Consider the following 18,686-nt stretch of genomic DNA (forward strand, 5'->3'; position numbering starts at 1 on the left):
GATGGTGAGTGGAACGAGAAGTGTGATGAGCGAACCGAATACGTCCCCCGCCGCCTTCCAGGCGACCGCCGCGATCGACCCCGGCGCGGTCGCGGTCCGCGATATCGGCGGCGCCCACGCCCTGACCTGGGCCGACTACGCCACCCAGGTACGCGAGGTCGCCGCCGGGCTGGCCGCACTGGGGGTGGGGCGCGGGGACACGGTGGCGTTCATGATGGCCAACCGCGTCGAGTTCTACCCCCTCGAGGTCGGCGCCCAGCACACCGGCGCCACCTCGTTCTCGGTGTACAACACGCTCTCGGCCGAACAGCTGCACTACGTGTTCAGCAACGCCGGTAACCGGGTCGTGCTGTGCGAGGCCCAATACGTCGACCGCATTCGCGCCTGCGGAGTGCCCATGCAGACCATCGTGTGCGTCGATGAGCCCGCCCCGGGCACGCTGACCGTCGCGCAGCTCAAGCAGTTGGGGCGCACCGATTTCGACTTCGACGCCACCTGGCAGGCGATCCGGCCCGACGACATCGTCACCCTCTGCTACACCTCCGGCACCACCGGCAACCCCAAGGGCGTGGAGATCTCCCACGCCAACCTCGCCTTCGAATGCCGCGCCTACGCCTCGGTCATGCCCGTCGAGTTCGGCGACCGCATCACCTCGTTCCTGCCGACCGCGCACATGGCCGACCGGGTCACCAACCTGTACCTGCACCAATACTTCGGCACCCAGATCACCGTCGTGCCCGACCGCACCCAGCTGCCCGCCGCCCTGGCCGACGTGCACCCCACCATCTGGGGCGCGGTCCCGCGCGTGTGGGAGAAACTCAAAGCGGCCGTGGAATATTCGGTCACCGCCGAACCCGACCCCACTCGCCGCGCCGCCCTCATCTGGGGGCTCGAGGTCGCCGCCCGCAAGGCCGCCGCCCAGCTGGCCGGGCAGCCGATCGACACCGACCTGGCCGCCGAATGGGACAAGGCCGACGCCGCGGTGTTGGGGCCGCTGCGCGCCAAACTCGGCCTGGACCAACTCAAATGGGCGCTGTCGGGGGCCGCGCCGATCCCGCCGGAAACCCTCGGATTCTTCTTCGGCCTGGGCATCCCCATCTCCGAGGTGTGGGGCATGTCCGAACTGACCTGCATCGTCAGCGTCTCCCCGCCCGCCGAAGCCCGCCTGGGCACCGTCGGTCGGCTGCTGCCCGGACTGGAATCCAAGATCGCCGACGACGGCGAGTTCCTGGTCCGCGGGCCCCTGGTCATGCGCGAATACCGGCACGAACCCCAGAAGACCGCCGAGGCCCTCGACCCGGACGGCTGGCTGGCCACCGGCGACATCATCACCTGCGACGCCGACGGCTACCTGCGCGTGGTCGACCGCAAGAAGGAACTCATCATCAACTCCGCGGGAAAGAACATGTCCCCGGCCAACATCGAGAACACCGTCAAAGCCGCCACCCCGCTCATCGGCGCCCTGGCCACCATCGGCGACAACCGCGCCTACAACACCGCCCTCGTCGTCCTCGACGCCGAATCCGCCGCACCCTACGCCGCTCAGCACCGGCTACCCGACGCCTCCGCGGCCGCCCTCGCCGCCGATCCGGGCGTCATCGCCGAGATCGCGCGCGGCGTCGCCGCCGGCAACGCCAAACTCTCACGCGTCGAACAGATCAAACGCTTCACCATCCTGCCCACCTTCTGGGAACCCGGCGGCGACGAGATCACCCTCACCATGAAACTGCGCCGCACACCCATCGCCCGCAAATACGCCGCCGACATCGACCGCATGTACACCCCCGCCCTCGCCGACGGTGTCCACGAACCCACCACACCCTGACCCGCACCGGCATCCGATCCGGCCGTCTCCGCACCCCGTCGCGGAGGCGGCCGGATCGTGTTCGCGCCGCGGGAGGGGAGTCTCGGGCGGCGCGGCGCTCGCGCGCTGGTCACGTCGCTGGACGGGCCGGCAAGGAACCGACCCTTTATAACAGAGCACTTGCTCTGTATGGTCGGTGCATGCCCCGCCCCCGCACCCACGACCCCGACCTCGTGCTCGATGCCGCCGAGGCCCTGGCCGTGCGATCCGGGCCCGCCGCGGTCACCATCCGCGCGGTCGCCGCCGCCACCGGCGTCTCCAACGGAGCGCTGTACCACACCTTCGGGTCACGCGCGGAACTGGTGGGGCGCACCTGGATCCGGGCCGCCCACCGGTTTCTCGCACTCCAGGCCGCCATGGTCGCCGAGGCCGGCGACGGCGTGGCAGCGGTCATCGCCGCCGCCGAGGCGCCCGCGGAATTCGCCGCCCGCCACCCCATGTCGACCCGGCTGTTCTTCACCGTCCGCCGCGACGACCTGCTCGGCGACGACCTGCCCGAATCCGTCCGCGCCCAACTCGCGGCCACCCAGGCCACCCTGGTCGAGCTGATGAAGACCCTCGCCCGCCGACTCTGGGACCGCGCCGACGCCGCCGCCGTCGACACCCTCACCCTGTGCCTGGTCGACCTGCCGACAGCGATCCTGCTCGACCGCGACCGCCTCGCCAATCCCCTTGCCCGCGGGCAGCTCCGGGCCGCCGTCCGCGCGGTCCTCGACCTCGGGCCCGCACCCGCACGACCGAAAACCACCTGAGGAAGGACACCCCCATGCCCACACTCACCTACCACGACAAGATCGCCGTGCTGGACCTCGGCGGCGACGAGAACCGCTTCTCACCCGCATTCCTCGACCAGATCGGTGCGCACCTCGACACCGCCGTCGCCGACGGCGCACACGCCCTGGTCACCACCGCTTCGGGCAAGTTCTACTCCAACGGCCTGGACCTGGACTGGCTCTCGGCCAACGGTGAACGCGCCGAATGGTATGTGGCGCAGGTGCAGTCGCTGCTGGCCCGCGTGCTCACCTTCGAACTGCCCACCGCGGCCGCCCTGCCCGGGCACGCCTTCGGCGCCGGCGCCATGCTCGCCCTCGCCCACGACTACCGGGTCATGCGCGCCGACCGCGGCTACTTCTGCTTGCCCGAAGTCGACATCCACATCCCCTTCACCCGCGGCATGGCCGCGCTCATCCAGGCCAAACTCACCCCCAAGACCGCGATCGCGTCCATGACCACCGGACGCCGCTTCGGCGGCCCCGACGCCCTCGCCCACGACATCGTCGACGCCACCACCGGCCTCGACACCCTCACCGACGCCGCGCTCGCGATGCTCGCCCCGCTCGGGGCCAAGGACCCGGCCACCCTCGGCGCCATCAAGGCCACCATGTTCGCCGACGCCGTCGCCGCCCTGAACAACGCCTGACCCGGCTCACCGGGTGCGGCCGGCCACCGACACCGCCGGCCGCATCCGGTTGCCGCACGACGAGCACTCCATTGCGATGGGTGACGGGCTCACGGGGACACAGGATTCCGGCCCCACGGCGGCCACCGACTTATCCGGTGTGCGCGCCGGCTGCCCGGAGATGCGGCAACAGCAACTCCGCGACCGCATCCGGGCGTTCGGCCTGCAGGAAATGCCCACAGCCGGGCAATTGCGCGTGCTGGACCTGTGCATGCTCTGCCAGTACCCGCTGCAGATCCGGCGACAGGCAGCCATCGCGCAGCCCGGCCAGCGCGAGCGTGGGCAGCGGGGCGGCCTCGGCCATCAGGATGTCGCTGAACTCGCGAGTCGCCCTGCGCTGCACCGTGAACAGCGACCGGTAATACCGCGTGGCCGCCCACGCCATCACCGGATCGGTGAAAACGGCTGCCACCGGCGCGAACTCGTCGTCGGTGAACGCCCACCCCGGCGACCACCGCCGCCACAGCGCCCGTACGAACCCTGCGTCCCGGCGGGTCAGCAACCGCGGCGACAGCCCCGACTGCATGACCGGAATGTAGGACGACAACACCAGCTGCCGCGGCAGATACCGCCACATACCCGGCGCCACCCCGCCCCCGAACGGCGGAATCGCCAGCAGTGTCAACGACTCCCACCGCCGCGGATCCTGTTTGGCCAGGATCATCGCCACGAACGCGCCCCAGTCGTGTCCCACCAGATGCGCGCGCGGCCCACCCAGCTCCGTATGCCAGGCCGCCACATCCGCACTCACCGCCATCAGGTCATAGCGCGCCGCCCGCGACGCCGACCCCGGCGTATAGCCGCGCAACCACGGCGCCAGCACCTGATACCCGGCCTCGACCAGCAGCGGGATCAACCCGTCCCACGTGTGCGGCGTATCCGGAAACCCGTGCAGCAGGATCAGCAGCGGCGCGTCGTCCGGACCGAAGTGACGAGCGGACAGTTCCAGGCCGTCACGGCGCAACGTCAGCGTGCGCGCAACAGGATGATCGAACGGCATGCACACACCCTCTCACTGGAGTCGACTGTCGAATTCCTCGACACCTGAACACATTCGGCCCCACGGCACGAAGCCGCGACCCGGCGGCGGGTTCGCCGGCGGCTACCAGCCGAACCCGCCGCCGCGGTCAGCGGCCCTGCCAGACCGGGGGACGTTTCTCCACGAACGCGCGCATACCCTCCCCGGCGTCCTGCGACGACAGGGCGGCCGCGGCGACCCGACCCTGCTTGCCGAACGCCTCGGCCACCGACCAGTCCGGGGCCTGTTCGATGATCTGCTTGCTCGCATCGATACTCAGCGGAGCGTTCACCGCGATCCGCTGCGCCAGCGCCAGCGCCGCCTCGAGCGCCTTGCCCGGTGCGGCGACCTCGTTGATCAAACCGATCTCGGCGGCCCGGGCCGCGGTGATCGGGTCACCGGTCAAAGCCAGTTCCATGGCGATCGCCCGGGGTAGGCGCTGCGACAGGCGCAGCACGCCACCGCCGACGGCGACCAGGCCGCGTTTGACCTCCGGGATGCCGAACGTCGAATCACTCGCCGCGACAATGAGATCGGCGGCCAGCGCCAATTCGCAGCCGCCCGCCAGCGCGGGCCCCTCCACCGCCGCGATGAGCGGCTTGCGCGGCGGCTGGGAGACGATGCCGAGGATGCCGCGCTTCTCGGTGACCGGCACCTCGCCACGAGCGGCCGCCTTGAGATCCATACCGGCACTGAAATATCCGCCCGCACCGGTGAGAATCGCGATGCGCGCATTCGAGTCGCCCTCGTAGGCGTCGATCGCGCGTTCCAGGCCCAGCGCGGTGGCCAGGTTGATCGCGTTGCGCGCCCGGGGCCGGTTGATGGTGATGATCATGACGTGGCCGCGGCGCTCGATGAGCACCGGCGCGGGCGGCGGAGGCGGCAACGCGACCCGGGGCAGACCCGCGGTGCTCAACCCGCGACCAGGCGTCTCCGCCACCGTCGTATCCGGAGCAGTGTCAGTGGATACACCGGTATCGGTGGCGACGGCATCGGATTCCACCGCGCCGGACTCGGAGGTCACCGGGCCGGCATCGGATTCCCCTGTGCTGTACTCGGCTTCGCTGACCTGCGCGGGCCTCGGGACGATCGCGTCGCCGTCCACGGTCACCGGCAGGCCCAGCCAGTCGTCGTCGGTGAGAGCGGTGAGCAGGGCGGAATCGGTGGAGCGCACCAGGACTCGCTCACCCTGCGGGGTCAGCACGCTCACGATCGCGGCCTCGGGACGGCCGTCGCGGCCGTAGGGCAGCGTGTAGGCCTCCACCACGGCCTCGCCGCTGAAGCCGGTGCGGGCCGGGCGGGCCGGGGGATGCTCGATGACCGGGGTCAGATGCCGGTAGCTCTGCCGGGGCGGGGTCGCCGAGTACACGCCGAGGGCGTGCTTGGTCAGATACCAGCCCAGAGACGTTGCCAGACCGAAGGATTCCGGCTCGGCGCGCAACCGCTGCACCAGCGTCGCCACCGCGTGACCGCCGTAATTGTTGCCCGGCCCGCCACCGAAGGTCAGGCCCCCGGTCACCGACAGCGGCCGCTTGGGATCCTCCACCGGCAGCCCCAGCTCACGGGCCGCGATCTGCACCGCCACCGGGAAACACGCATACAGATCGACATGGGCCAGCGCGTCGGCGGTGATGCCCGCATGGTCGAGCACCGCCGCACCCAGTGTGCGGATCGCGGGCGACGCCGCCAAATCGCTGCGCTCACTGACGAACCACTCGTCGGTGCCCGAGGCGCCCGCGTGCAGGAACACCCACTTGTCCTGCGGAATACCCGCCGCCTCGGCGGCCGCCGCGCTGGCCACGATGATGCCCGAAGCCATGTCCACCATCAGGTTCGCGCACTCGAGTTTGGTGTAGGGCGCGGAGATCATGCGATTGGCCTCGGTCACCGTCGCGATCTCGGGGGCCGGGAACTCCTGCGGCTGCCAGGCATTCGGATTGGCCGCCGCCACCGCCGAGAACCGCGACCACATCTCGGCCACCGCCGCCGCGTGCTCGGCCGGAGTACGGCCCAGCCGCCCCCGATTGGCCGACTCCAGCAGCGCGTACATATTGATCGGCGCCTGCAGCCCCGCCGCCGACTCGGCCGCATTGTTGGCCGCCTTGTCGATCCCCACCGTGCGCGTCGGCGCCACCGCCGGATCCTGTACCGGCCAATCCAATTCGATCCCGGCGCGCTGCGCCGCCGCCTGCGTGGCCCCGGCCTCGGCGCCGGTCACCAGCACCAGGTCGTAGTCGCCGGCCGCGATCGCCGCGGCCGCCTCGTTGAGCACCAGCTGCCCGCCGTCACCGCCGAAGGGGCTCGACTGCACCGTCTCCGCCCCGCGCGCGCCCACCGCGCGCGCCACCAGCGCACCCAGATCCCGGTACTGCCACGACGTCGGCGCCACCGCGAACACCGCATTCGCCTGCGCCAGCAGCGCTTCCCCCGCCCCGGCATCAGCGGCCGCGGCGCGCAACGCCCGCACCGCCAGCTGCGCGGGATCGCCGTAGGACGGGTCGGGGGTGCGCTGCACCACCTGCCCGACGCCCACCAGCACCGGCGTGCCCGGCGCCAGCAGCGTCCCGGATGCCCGGTGCCGCACCGCCTTGTGCGCCGTCCGCTCCGTCGAGCTCGACTTGGCCGCCGTCACCGCCGCGGGCAGCGCCGCCAGGGAATCGCGCAGCGCGTCACCGAGCGCCCGGGCCACCGTCGCGCCCAGCGGCCCGTCGACCGGCTGCCCCGACAGGCCCGCATCGAGGTACACACTCGACCCGGACCCGTTGGGCGCCACCGTGATCCACCACCCCAGGCCCAGCCCCTGCGGCCCGCGCCCGCGCATCGCCAGCCCGGCGTCGCCGACCTCGGTCACCGTCCACGCCACATCCGCCGGGATCCCCATGAACTTGGCCACCTGCGTGTACTCCACGCCCACCGCCGCCGCCCCCGGCGCCTCCCCGCGCCAGCCCGCATGGAACACCACCCACTCCGGAAGTCGTTGCAGCTGCGCCAGATACGCCAGCGTCGCGGCCGGCCCGGTCTCGAGATCGTGATGGGCGTGCGCGGTGCGCGGGTAGTCCGCCAGCCCCGCCGGCACCGCGTGCTCGACCGGGACCGCCGCCTCGCCGGTACCGCCGTGACCGGTCAACCCGGCGATCAGCTCCCGCACGATGCGCGGATCGCGGCGCACACTGTCGACCAGCTGCCCGCCCGCACGCAACTGTTTACGCACCGACGCACTCCGATCGAGCCCCTGCCCGACCACCGCACGCAAACGTTCGAAACCCGGCACCGCACTCACGGCCCACCTCCTCGCTGAGGGTCCACACCATCCGGCCCTCACGGTATCGGCCGCCGACCGGCCGCGGGAAGGGAGACGGCGACTTCACACCCCCGCCAACCGGATTCGCCACCACCCCTTTCACCCGACTGTGTGTAAGTGTAGACTTACGGTTCGTGGGTACTTACCAAAGCGCCGCTCTCGACGCCCTCGACGCCCTCGGTGACCCGACCCGGCGAGCCATCTTCGAACGCCTCGGCCGAGGCCCGTGCGCGGTCGGCGAACTCGCCCAGGAGCTTCCCGTGTCCCGGCCCGCCGTCTCCCAGCACCTCAAGGTGCTCAAACAGGCCGGCCTGGTCCGCGACGAAGCCGTCGGCACCCGGCGCGTCTACCGGCTCGACCCCAGCGGCATCGACGCGCTGCGCGCGTACTTCACCCACTTCTGGTCGACCGCGCTGTCGGCCTTTCGCGACGAAGTGAACCGCCACGCCCAGCAGGACCACACCCAGGAGCAGTCATGACCCAGCACACCGACACCGTCACCGTCGACGTCACCGTCGACGCACCCATCGACAAGGCCTACCGCGTCTTCACCACCGGCATGGACACCTGGTGGCCGCGCGAGCACCACATCGGCTCCGGCCCGCTGGCCGAAGTCGTCGTCGAACCCCACGTCGGCGGCCGCCTCTACGGCCGCGAAGCCGACGGCACCGAATGCCCGTGGGGCCGGGTGCTGGAGTGGTCACCCGACACCCACTTCGCCTTCTCCTGGGACATCGACCTGAGCTGGAAACCCGAATCCGACCCGGCCCGCACCAGCCGCGTCGATGTCACCTTCACCGCCCTCGACCCCGGCCGCACCGCCGTCACCCTGGTGCACTCCGGCTTCGAAAACCACGGCCCCGGCTGGGAATCCATGCGCGACGCCGTCGGCTCCCCGGGCGGCTGGCCCGCACTGCGCGACAACTACGCCAAGGTCGTCGCCGCCTGAGCGGGCACCCTCACAGCAGGCGGGTGAACCACACCTGATCCCGCAACCGGATCCCGTCCACCACGATCTCCTCCGCATACCCAGCCGCGGCGGTGAACACATCGGGCACCACCCGCGTCATCCGGAACCCGCACCGCTGATAGAACCGCAGATTGCCCACATCGGCGGTGGCGGTGGCCACCTCCAGCCGGCACACCCCGGCGTCGGTGGCCACCGCCACCACCCGATCGATCAGCCGCCTGCCCACCCCGGTGCCCCGCACCGGTTCCGCCACAGCGGTATTGACGATCTCCCAGGTCGATTCCCCGGCCCCCGGCGCAGCCTGGATATGGCCGACCACCGCCCCGGAGTCGTTGCGCGCCACCCACACCCGTCCCCGGCCGATATACCCGGCCAGCGCCTGCTCGGAATCCTCGGCCATCCGGAACGACCACGCGATCTCGGCGCGATCACCGAGGAACTCCTCGATCCGCGCCTCGCGCGCCGCCTCCGGCACCACGATCAGCATCCACCCCTCCGGATCCAGCACCGCGAACGCCCCCGCCGCCACCCAATACGGATTGTCCGGAACCACCTCGGCCACACCATGATCGGCCAGCCGCGCCCGCAACCGCGCGAACCCCGACCGCAGATACAGCACCACCGCATGCTCGGGGCCCGGCGGTGGCGGTGGCGGCGCGCCCTCGCGGCGCACCAGCTCCAGCTGCGCCGACGCGTCCGGCAGACCGAACACGAACCCGCTGTAGCCGGCATGATCCTCGAACACGAAAAGTTCGGTCAGTCCGACGATCTCCCGGTAGAACGCCGCACACTCCACCACCCGATCGGTCTCCCGCGCGAAACGCGCCGCCGCCAGCGACCACTCGCCGCGACCGGACTCCGAGGCAACCACAGGCACATCCTCCTCACAGACAACGACACCCGCACGCCGGGCCGCTCGGCCCGGCACCGAGCAGTCAACCCAGTGCTCTCCAACCGCCCGCCCGGCCCCGCGACAACGCACACCTTGCCGAATGCCGACCGGCCGAAACACGAAACACGAACGCGCGAGCCCGGATCCGGGCTCGCGCGTCCGACTCACGCCCTCGTGCGGCTCAGAGCGCGACACCCAGCAGGGCGTCGACGGTGTCCTTGATCAGACCCGGCGCCGCGGTGTCGGGTCCGCCGTAGGCCAGCGCCTGCTGTGCCCACGCGTCGATCGCCGCGATCGCCTTCGGCGTGTCCAGATCGTCGGCCAGATGCCGCCGCACCCGCGCCACCGTGTCACCGGCCTCGGGACCCGACTCCAGCGCCACCGCCGCCCGCCACCGCTGCAGCCGCGAAAGCGCCTCGGCCAGTACCGCATCCGACCACTCCCGGTCGGCGCGATAGTGGCCCGCGAACAACCCCAGCCGGATCGCGGCCGGGTCGGTGCCCGCGCGGCGCAGCTTCGACACGAACACCAGATTGCCGCGCGACTTCGACATCTTCTCGCCGTCGAGCCCGATCAGGCCCGCGTGCACGTAGTGACGGGCGAAACGGCGTCCCTTCACCAGCGCCTCGGCGTGCGCGGCCGAATACTCGTGGTGCGGGTAGATCAGATCGCTGCCGCCGCCCTGCACGTCGAACTCGGTGCCGATGCGGTTGAGCGCGATCGCCGCGCACTCGATGTGCCAGCCGGGACGGCCCGCCCCGAACGGCGCCGGCCACGACGGCTCACCCGGCCGCTCCGCGCGCCACAGCAGCGCGTCGATCGGATCCCGTTTGCCCGGCCGCTGCGGATCCCCGCCGCGCTCGGCGAACAGTCGCTCCATCGTCGCCCGGTCGTAGCCGGACTCGTACCCGAACTGCTCGGTCGCGTCGTGACGGAAGTAGATGTCGGCGTACTCCGGATCGTCGACCACATACGCCGCACCCGAGGCGAGCAGCTTGTCGACCAGCTCCACGACCTCCTGCACCGACTCGATCGCGCCGATGTAGTCGCGCGGCGGGATCACCCGCAACGCGTCCATGTCCTCACGGAACAGATTGATCTCCCGGGTGCCGAGCTCACGCCAGTCGATGCCGTCGCGCTGGGCGCGCTCGAACAGCGGATCGTCGACATCGGTGGTGTTCTGCACGTAGTGCACCTCGTGCCCGCCGTCGCGCCACAACCGGTTGACCAGGTCGAAGGTCAGATAGGTGGCCGCGTGCCCGAGATGGGTCGCGTCATAGGGGGTGATGCCGCACACGTACATCGTCGCGGTGGCGCCGGGGGTCACCGGGCGCACCTGCTTGTCGGCGGTGTCGAACAACCGCAACGCCGGTCCGGATCCGGGAACGGTCGGGACAGCGATATCGGACCAGGACTGCATGAATCGAGGTTAACGCTGTGATCGCGCCCCACCCCCGCCGCCCCCGCACCGGTGTGCCGTGCGACACCTGCCCGCCCTGGCCGACCAGCACCCTAGTCGCGGGCGCGAGGGTGTCAAGAGTTGCAATCACGACGAGGCGAACGTCGCCGCCGGCCGGGTCAGAACGCGGGCCAGGGAATCGGGCGCTGACTCACCGGCATCGGCATCACCGGCTCCTCCAGCAGGGCCCGCCCGCGCGCCTCGAGCGCCTCGATCTCGGCGTCGGTGAGGAACTCCGCCAGCCGCTCACCCAGCTCACCGGGCAGCGCCTTGACGAAAACCGTGATGTCGGTGAGCAATTCGTCACCGATCGGCTCACCGGCCCAGCCCCACAACACCGTGCGCAACTTCGGGTCGCGATGCAGGCAGATGCCGTGATCGACACCGTAGACCCGCCCATCGAGCCCGACGAGAGCGTGCCCGCCCTTGCGGTCGGCATTGTTGAGCAGCACATCCAGCACCGCCATCCGATGCAGCCGCGGATCATCGGCGTGCACCAGCGACACCGGATGCCCACCCGGATCCAGCGCCCGCAACACCTCCCGATACCCCTCGGGCACCGCATCCACCGGGCACAGATCCACCAGATCCGGGCCCGTGGCATCCTCGGCGGTCTCGATCCAGCGTTGCACCATGCCCGGCCCGAAAGGCCCCTCCCGCAACACGGTTTCCGGGATCACGCCCCAGCCGATCGCCTCCGACACCAGATACGAGGCCACCTCCCGCCCGGCCAGCGTGCCGTCGGGGAAATCCCACAGCGGCCGCTCCCCGCGCACCGGCTTGTACACCACCCGCAGCCCCGCGCCGTCGGTCTCGCAGACGAGCGTCACATTGCTGGCGGTGGTGACCTGCCCGATCACCGTCAGCTCGGCGGTGCGCAGCCCGTCCTCGCTCACGCCGTCATTCCTCGAGTTCATTGCCGCCGAAGATGTCGCCGCGCTTGTAGCCGTTGGTGCGCACGCACATGTGCCCCTTGGACGACAGCGGTTCCCCGCACAGCGGGCACGGCGGGCGCCCGGCGGCGATCACGCGCGCCGAGCGCAGCGCGAACTCGCGTGCCTGTACCGGGGTCAGGAACACCCGTACCGCGTCGGGACCCTCCTCGGTGTCGTCGAGCACCACCGATTCGTCCACCTCGGTCTCGGTGATCGCCAGCAGCTCCACCACCACCGCGCCCGCGTCGGCGTCCCAGCCCAAACCCATGGTGCCGACCCGGAATTCGGCATCGATCGGGGTGATCAACGGCGCGGTGTCGGCCACGTCGGCGGCCTGCGGCGGCACGGTGGTGCCGAAGCGTCGTTGGACCTCGTCCAGCAGCAGACCCATCCGATCGGCCAGCACCTTCACCTGCTGCTTCTCCAGCAGCACGCTGATCACCCGCGGGTCCTGCACGGCCTGCAGGTAGAACGCGCGGTCGCCCGGCTCGCCGACGGTGCCGGCGACGAAACGATCGGGGGTGCGGAAGATATGGATTGCTCGGCCCATTGCACCTCCATTCGGTTCACTCACACTTATGAATCGGGGCGTTCCGCTACCCCATTATCCGTACTGATGGTGGTACCCGTTTCTCCGCCGGGAACCGGCCCCGAGCGCGATTCGCCGCCGGTTCGCGGTGAAATCGCCGCCAACGCGGACAGGTCCGTCCCGGTGTCGTTGACCCGCCACACGTACGGGGCGGTCGGGGTGTAGCGGATGACGCTGATCGACGCCGGCTCCACCACGATGCGCTGGAACCCGTCGAGGTGAATGCCGAAGGCGTCGGCCAGCACCGATTTGATGACGTCGCCGTGCGTGCACGCAATCCACAACACATCGCTACCATGCCGGGCCGCGAACTGCCGATCCCGTTCGCGGACAGCGGACACGGCCCGAAACTGCACCTGTGCCAAGGACTCTCCGGAGGGGAAGGTCGCTGCCGAGGCGTGGCGCTGCACCACCTTCCACAACGGCTCGCTCATCAGGTCCGCCAGTGCCTTGCCGGTCCAGTCGCCGTAGTCGACCTCGAGCAGGCGTTCGTCGGGTTCGGGTTCGAGTCCGAGCTTGTCGGCCAGGGGGGCGACGGTGCGCTGGCAGCGCAGCAGCGGCGAGCACACGATGTGTTCGATGGGCAGTGATCCCAGCCGCTCCATCAGGCTCTGCGCCTGTTCGCGTCCGCGGTCGGTCAGATCGACGCCCGCGCTGCGGCCGGCCAGGGTGCGAGCGGTATTCGACGTGGACACGCCGTGCCGCAACAGGATCACCGTCACCGGGACAGCCTACTGGCTACGTCGCCGACACGACGCCGGTCGTCAGCAGCACCATCACGGTCAACCCCAGCAGGATGCGGTAACCGACGAACCAGTCCAGCGAGTGCCGTGCCACGAACTTCAGCAGCCACGCCACCGACGCATACCCCACCGCGAAGGACACGATGGTCGCCACCAGCAGCTGCGGACCCGACGCGTTGAGGCCCTCACCAGCGGGTTCGAACGCGTCGGGAAGACTGAACAGGCCCGAGGCCAGCACCGCCGGGATCGCCAGCAGGAACGAGAACCGCACCGACGCCTCCCGGGTCAGCCCGCAGAACAGGCCCGCCGACGAGGTCGCGCCCGAACGCGACACGCCCGGGATGAGGGCCAGGCACTGCGCCAGCCCCATGATCAGGCCGTCGCGGGTGGTCAGCAGCTCGATCGGGCGGCGCCGGCGACCGTAGGCCTTGCCCGAGTAGTACTCCGCGGCCGCGATCACCAGGGCGAACACGATCAGCATGATCGACACCAGCCACAGATTCCGTGCGCCGGTGCGGATCTGGTCCTTGAGCAGCAGACCCAGAATCCCGATCGGGACGGTGGCGATGATCACATACCAGCCGATCCGATAGTCCAGCTCGCGCTGCACGTCGGGATCGGGGCCGAAGGAGAAGCGCCCGTCCTCGGTCAGCACCGGCAGCCGGGTGGTCGCGCGCTCGGACACCGGCACCGAAACCCGTTGCGGCGCGGCCACCTTCGACCACATCGTGGTGCACCAGGCAACCAGGATGCGCCAGATGTCCTTGGCGAAGTACACCAGCACCGCCGCCTCGGTGCCCAGCTGGGTGACCGCGGTGAACGAGGCGCCCGCATCGTCACCGAAGAACACCGCCGAGGTGATCCGCAGATGCGCCGAGGAGGAGATCGGCAGAAACTCCGTCAGCCCCTGCACCAGGCCCAGCACCAGCGCCTGCACCCACGTCATCGACTCGCCCACACACCCTCCAGTCCCGAATCGTCGGCTCCCGGTGCGGATTTCGGCGCCACATCGCGCCCGAACCGCCACCGCCCCGGCGCATCCGCGCCGCAACACCGCAGCGACCCTACCGGGCGGGTGTCCGAATTCGGACATGCATGCGCGAAATGGGCGGAGTTGCCCGGTGCGGACGTCGACCCGCCGCGCTCGCCGCGGGCCGTAGCCCGGCGGATGCGACAGGTGGGCCTAGGCTGACGCGTGTGACGAAGGTGCAAGCGCGGTGATGGAACAACGGACGGTCGGCCGCAGCGGACTGCGGGTCTCGAGGCTCGGGCTGGCCACCCACACCTGGGGCAGGGAAACCGACGCCGAGGACGCGGCCGCCCAGCTGATGGCGTTCGTCGAAGCGGGCGGCACCCTGGTCGACACCTCCCCCGCCTACGGGGACGGCGCCGCGCAACACATTCTCGGCGAACTGCTCTCCGAGATCGGGCGCGAGGACCTCGTGCTGTCCGGAAGTGCCGGATACACACCGATACTCAGCGATGCCGCCGCGGAAGCGCCCGCCGCCGTGCGCTGGACCGTCGACGCCTCCCGGCGCACCATGCGGCGCCAGCTCGACCACACCCTGCGCCAGCTCGGCACCGACCACCTCGACCTGTGGACCGTCGCCGCCTGGGACCCGCACACCCCTCTCGAGGAGATCGCCGACACCCTGTCGTGGGCGGTGCGCTCGGGGCGGGTGCGCTACGCGGGCGCGCGCGGCTACGACGGCTGGCAGCTGGCCACCCTGGCGGCCGCGGCGCCCATCACCGCCGCGACCACCCAGTACTCGCTGCTCGCCCGCGGGGTCGAGCACGAATTCGTGCCCGCCGCACAGCATCACGGCATCGGCCTGATCGCCACCGCGCCCCTGGCCGGGGGCATCCTCACCGGCAAATACCGCGACGGCGTGCCCGCCGACTCGCGCGGCGCCGACGAGGCCACCGCCGCCGAGATCACCGCCCACCTCGACGATCGCGCGGTGCGGGTGGTGGACGCGGTGGTCACCGCCGCCGACGGGCTGGGCACCTCACCGCTGGCGGTGGCGCTGGCCTGGATCCGCGATCAGCCCGCGGTGGCGACGATGCTGGTCGGGGCGCGGGATATCGGGCAGCTCACCGGGATTCTGGCCGCCGAAACCCTCGAGCTGCCGCGTGCCATCACCGCCGCACTGGGAGACGTGAGCGCACGCACAGAATGAGCAAGGCTAACCTTACCTGCATGAGGTGTCTCGTGAATGCCCGCTCGGCGGCCCGTACGCTGCTGATCATGCTGCTCGGCATCGGCCTGGTCGCGGGCGTCACCGCCTGCAGCAGCGGCACCTCCGGCACCGGCGGCGCCCACGGCCCGGTGACCGCCAGCGTCGGCGACCTGAACCCGGTGGCGATCGGACCCGAACCCACCCCGGTGCTGCCCGCGACCGTGAAGTCCTTCGACGGCAGCGACGTCACCGTCACCGACACCAGCCGGATCATCGCCGCCGATCGCTACGGCACCCTGGCCCAGACCGTCGTCGCGCTCGGCCTCCGGTCAAAACTGGTCGGCCGCTCCAACTCTGCGGCGTTCCCCGCCGTCGAGGACCTGCCCACCGTCTCCAGTGGCGCGGGCACCCTGAGCGTGGAATCGGTTGCGGCACTGCGGCCCACGGTATTCCTCACCGACACCACCGCCGTCACCGCCGCCCTGCGCGAGCAGCTCAAGGCACTGGGCATCACCGTGGTCTACTTCGACCCGCAACGCACCATGGACGGCGTCGTCCCCCAGATCCAGGCCGTCGCCGCCGCCCTCGGCGTCCCCGACGCCGGCAAGGCCCTGGCCCAGCGCACCCGCGACGAGATCTCCGCGGCCACCGCCTCGGTGCCGCACCAGGATTCGAAGCCCAAGATCGCGTTCCTGTACCTGCGCAGCACCGCCATCACCATGATCGCCGGACCCGGCTCGGGCGCCGACTCGCTCATCACCGCCCTGGGCGGCATCGACGCCGGCACCGCCTCGGGCATCACCCAGGACTTCCTGCCCATCACCAGTGAAGCCATGATCGCCGCCGCCCCGGACGTCTTCCTGCTCATGAGCGACGGCCTGGCCTCCGTCGGCGGCATCGACGGCCTCGAGAAGATCCCCGGCGTCGCCCAGACCCCCGCCGGACGTGACCGCCGCGTCGTCGACATGTCCGACGCCGTCCTGCTGTCCTTCGGCCCCGACACCGGCCGCGTCCTGGCCGCCCTCGTCAAGGCCGTCTACGGCACGAGCAACACATGACCGACCCGCAAGCCCCGCAACCCGATCCCGCCCGCCCGCCCGGCGCTGCCGCCACACCGGACGGCGACGTGACCGATCCGGCCGTGGACCGCGCGGCGAACCGGGCCAGGGCACACGAGACGACCTCGCCCACGGGTAAGCGCGACGAGACCGATCGGGCGATGTCCGATCGGGCGAACCCGGCTGCCGCCGTGGAGTCCGGTCGCGCGGCCACCGGTCGCGGGGCAGTCGAGGTCGCCGATTCGGAGACGGAATCGGTTGCCGCACATCGTTTGCCGGCGAGTGTGGACCCGGCTCCGGCCGGTCGGCGCAGCCGCCCGCGCGCCACGCTGATCTTCGCCGCGGCCCTGGCCGGGCTGGTGGTGCTGGCCCTGATCTCCGCGGCCATCGGCCAGGTGCCGACCAGCCCCGCCGAGGTCGCGGGCAGCGTGTTCCACCGCATCGGGCTCGACTGGGGGCCGCTGCCCCACCATCCCGCCGGCAACGTGACGTTGTGGGAAGTGCGGTTCCCGCGCGTCGTGCTCGCGGTGCTCGTGGGCGCGGCCCTGGCCACCGCGGGCGCGCTGCTGCAGGGCGTGTTCGCCAACCCGCTCGCCGAACCCGGCGTCATCGGCGTGTCCGCGGGCGCGGCGGTCGGGGCGGGTGCGGTCATCGTGGTCGGCGGCGCGTTCACCGCGGCCTGGTCGGTGGCGGCGGGCGCGTTCGTCGCCGGGCTGGGCACCACCCTGCTGGTGTATCTGCTCTCGCGCTCGGGCGGGCGCACCGAAGTGGTGACCTTGATCCTCACCGGCGTCGCCATCAACGCCTTCGCCGGCGGCGTCATCTCGTTCCTGCTGTTCAAGGCGTCCCCGGCGGCCCGCGATCAGCTGGTGTTCTGGCAGATGGGCAGTCTCAACGGGGCGAGCTGGCAGGCGGTCAACGTGGTGTGGCCGCTGACCCTGCTGGGCATCGCGGCCGCGATCTGGATGGCCCCGCGCCTGGACCTGCTCGCCCTCGGTGAATCCGCGGCCCGCCACCTCGGGGTCGACGTGGAACGGTTGCGGCGCAACATCATCGTCGTCGTCGCGGTGCTCGCCACCGCCGGCGTCGCGTTCACCGGCATCATCCTGTTCGTCGGATTGATCGTGCCGCACCTGGTGCGCATGCTCGTCGGGCCCGGACACCGGGTGCTGATTCCGCTGTCGGCGATCCTCGGCGCGGCGGTGCTCGTCGCCGCCGACATCGGCGCCCGTGCCCTGGTCCACAACGCGGACCTGCCGCTGGGCATGATCACCTCGCTGGTCGGCGGGCCGTTCTTCTTCTGGCTGCTGCGCCGCACCCGGGCACGATCGGGAGGCTGGGCATGAGCGGCCTGCGCGAGCTGGCAACGATTTTCGGGCGTACCCCCGCACTGCCGGAGACACCGGAACCGGGCGCGGTCACCTTGCGCGCCCGCAACGTCAGCGCCAAGCGCGGCGACCGCACGGTCCTCGAGGGCATCGACTTCCCGGTGATCGCTGGGCAGATCGTGGCGCTGGTCGGACCCAACGGCGCCGGGAAGTCCACACTGCTGGCCGCCCTCGCCGGGGAACTCGAACTCTCCGGCGGCAGTGTCGAACTCGACGGGCACGCCCTGACCCACTGGTCCCACCTGGACATGGCGCGCCGGCGCGCGGTGCTGCCGCAATCGCACACCGTCGGATTCCCGTTCCGCGCACGCGAAGTCGTGGCCATGGGACGCTCCCCGTGGGCACGCACCGACCGCCAGGACCACGACGACGAGGCGATCGCCGCCGCCATGGCCGCCACCGACGTCGAACGCTTCGCCGAGCGGCCCTTCCCGGCCCTGTCCGGCGGTGAACGCGCCCGCGTCGCCCTGGCCCGGGTGCTGGCCCAGGACACCGCGACCCTGCTGCTCGACGAGCCCACCGCCGCACTCGATCTCGGCCACCAGGAGCAGGTACTGCGCCTGGCGCGCGAGCGTGCCACCGCGGGCGTGGCCGTCGTGGTCGTGCTGCACGACCTCGGTGTCGCCGCCGCCTACGCCGACCGGGTCGCCGTCCTGGAAGCCGGGCGCATCGCCGCCGACGGCCCGCCCCGCCAGATCCTCACCCCGGAACTGCTCTCCCGCGTCTACCAGCACCCGGTCGACGTCTTCGACCACCCGGTGACCGGCGCGCAACTGGTGCTGCCCGTCCGCGGCTGATTCGCCGAAAGCCGTGCGGGCCAGGCACATTCG

17 protein-coding genes are annotated in these 18,686 nt (G+C 71.1%); 9 read left to right on the forward strand and 8 right to left on the reverse strand.

From position 1 onward, the window contains the following. The first annotated feature begins 25 nt into the window (after positions 1-25). From fadD11 to ABZV44_RS05725, 3 genes are all read left to right on the forward strand, one after another. Positions 26-1,825 (forward strand): fatty acid--CoA ligase FadD11, encoded by a 1,800-nt coding sequence (fadD11, locus tag ABZV44_RS05715; protein ID WP_354832424.1) that lies wholly within the window; start codon positions 26-28, stop codon positions 1,823-1,825. 179 nt (positions 1,826-2,004) lie between these two features. Then, the gene (locus tag ABZV44_RS05720) at positions 2,005-2,616 is read left to right on the forward strand and encodes a helix-turn-helix domain-containing protein (protein ID WP_354832426.1); all 612 of its coding nucleotides are present in this window, start codon (positions 2,005-2,007) and stop codon (positions 2,614-2,616) included. Positions 2,617-2,630: 14 nt separating this feature from the next. Next, the gene (locus tag ABZV44_RS05725; RefSeq protein WP_354832428.1) at positions 2,631-3,284 is read left to right on the forward strand and encodes an enoyl-CoA hydratase-related protein; all 654 of its coding nucleotides are present in this window, start codon (positions 2,631-2,633) and stop codon (positions 3,282-3,284) included. Between the two features lie 130 nt (positions 3,285-3,414). Here the strand turns inward: ABZV44_RS05725 and ABZV44_RS05730 are convergent, their stop codons facing one another. Then, entirely contained in the window at positions 3,415-4,323 is a 909-nt protein-coding gene (locus ABZV44_RS05730) for an alpha/beta hydrolase (RefSeq protein WP_354832430.1), read from the reverse strand. A gap of 127 nt (positions 4,324-4,450) precedes the next feature. Further along, positions 4,451-7,621 carry a crotonase/enoyl-CoA hydratase family protein gene (locus tag ABZV44_RS05735; protein WP_354832432.1) on the reverse strand — a complete coding sequence of 1,057 codons (3,171 nt, stop codon included), beginning with the start codon at positions 7,619-7,621 and terminating at the stop codon, positions 4,451-4,453. A 155-nt stretch (positions 7,622-7,776) separates the two neighbouring features. Between ABZV44_RS05735 and ABZV44_RS05740 the strand changes: the two genes are divergently transcribed. Further along, positions 7,777-8,121, forward strand: a complete 345-nt coding sequence (locus tag ABZV44_RS05740; RefSeq protein WP_354832434.1) for a metalloregulator ArsR/SmtB family transcription factor — start codon at positions 7,777-7,779, stop codon at positions 8,119-8,121. Next, positions 8,118-8,591, forward strand: coding sequence for an SRPBCC family protein (locus ABZV44_RS05745; protein WP_354832436.1), 474 nt, complete (start codon positions 8,118-8,120; stop codon positions 8,589-8,591). Before ABZV44_RS05740 ends, ABZV44_RS05745 begins: the two co-directional genes overlap by 4 nt. A 10-nt stretch (positions 8,592-8,601) precedes the next feature. On the opposite strand, the gene ABZV44_RS05750 is transcribed toward ABZV44_RS05745, so the two are convergent. The 6 genes from ABZV44_RS05750 to ABZV44_RS05775 all read right to left on the reverse strand — a co-directional run bounded on the left by ABZV44_RS05750 (position 8,602) and on the right by ABZV44_RS05775 (position 14,323). Then, positions 8,602-9,483, reverse strand: a complete 882-nt coding sequence (locus ABZV44_RS05750; RefSeq protein ID WP_354832438.1) for a GNAT family N-acetyltransferase — start codon at positions 9,481-9,483, stop codon at positions 8,602-8,604. Between the two features lie 202 nt (positions 9,484-9,685). Then, a complete protein-coding gene (mshC, locus tag ABZV44_RS05755) occupies positions 9,686-10,924 on the reverse strand; it encodes a cysteine--1-D-myo-inosityl 2-amino-2-deoxy-alpha-D-glucopyranoside ligase (RefSeq protein WP_354832440.1) in 1,239 nt (412 codons plus the stop codon). A gap of 158 nt (positions 10,925-11,082) precedes the next feature. Continuing rightward, positions 11,083-11,859: an SCO1664 family protein gene (locus ABZV44_RS05760; protein WP_354832442.1), complete on the reverse strand. Its 777-nt coding sequence runs from the start codon at positions 11,857-11,859 to the stop codon at positions 11,083-11,085. Positions 11,860-11,863: 4 nt separating this feature from the next. Beyond that, positions 11,864-12,448: a DUF3090 domain-containing protein gene (locus ABZV44_RS05765; RefSeq protein ID WP_354832444.1), complete on the reverse strand. Its 585-nt coding sequence runs from the start codon at positions 12,446-12,448 to the stop codon at positions 11,864-11,866. Positions 12,449-12,474: 26 nt separating this feature from the next. After that, entirely contained in the window at positions 12,475-13,209 is a 735-nt protein-coding gene (locus ABZV44_RS05770; protein WP_354832446.1) for a histidine phosphatase family protein, read from the reverse strand. Positions 13,210-13,225: 16 nt separating this feature from the next. Beyond that, positions 13,226-14,323: an undecaprenyl-diphosphate phosphatase gene (locus ABZV44_RS05775; RefSeq protein WP_354832448.1), complete on the reverse strand. Its 1,098-nt coding sequence runs from the start codon at positions 14,321-14,323 to the stop codon at positions 13,226-13,228. A gap of 127 nt (positions 14,324-14,450) precedes the next feature. Between ABZV44_RS05775 and ABZV44_RS05780 the strand changes: the two genes are divergently transcribed. From ABZV44_RS05780 to ABZV44_RS05795, 4 genes are all read left to right on the forward strand, one after another. Beyond that, entirely contained in the window at positions 14,451-15,410 is a 960-nt protein-coding gene (locus ABZV44_RS05780) for an aldo/keto reductase (protein WP_354832450.1), read from the forward strand. Positions 15,411-15,430: 20 nt separating this feature from the next. After that, positions 15,431-16,468 (forward strand): ABC transporter substrate-binding protein, encoded by a 1,038-nt coding sequence (locus tag ABZV44_RS05785; RefSeq protein ID WP_354832452.1) that lies wholly within the window; start codon positions 15,431-15,433, stop codon positions 16,466-16,468. Positions 16,469-16,797: 329 nt separating this feature from the next. Then, on the forward strand, positions 16,798-17,814 hold the full coding sequence (locus tag ABZV44_RS05790; RefSeq protein ID WP_354833120.1) for an iron ABC transporter permease: 1,017 nt from the start codon (positions 16,798-16,800) through the stop codon (positions 17,812-17,814). Continuing rightward, positions 17,811-18,653 carry a heme ABC transporter ATP-binding protein gene (locus ABZV44_RS05795; protein WP_354832454.1) on the forward strand — a complete coding sequence of 281 codons (843 nt, stop codon included), beginning with the start codon at positions 17,811-17,813 and terminating at the stop codon, positions 18,651-18,653. The genes ABZV44_RS05790 and ABZV44_RS05795 overlap by 4 nt, the downstream gene beginning before the upstream one ends. Positions 18,654-18,686 lie beyond the last annotated feature (33 nt).

The organism is Nocardia sp. NPDC004860 (genome assembly GCF_040609015.1).
Classification (GTDB): Bacteria; Actinomycetota; Actinomycetes; order Mycobacteriales; family Mycobacteriaceae; genus Nocardia.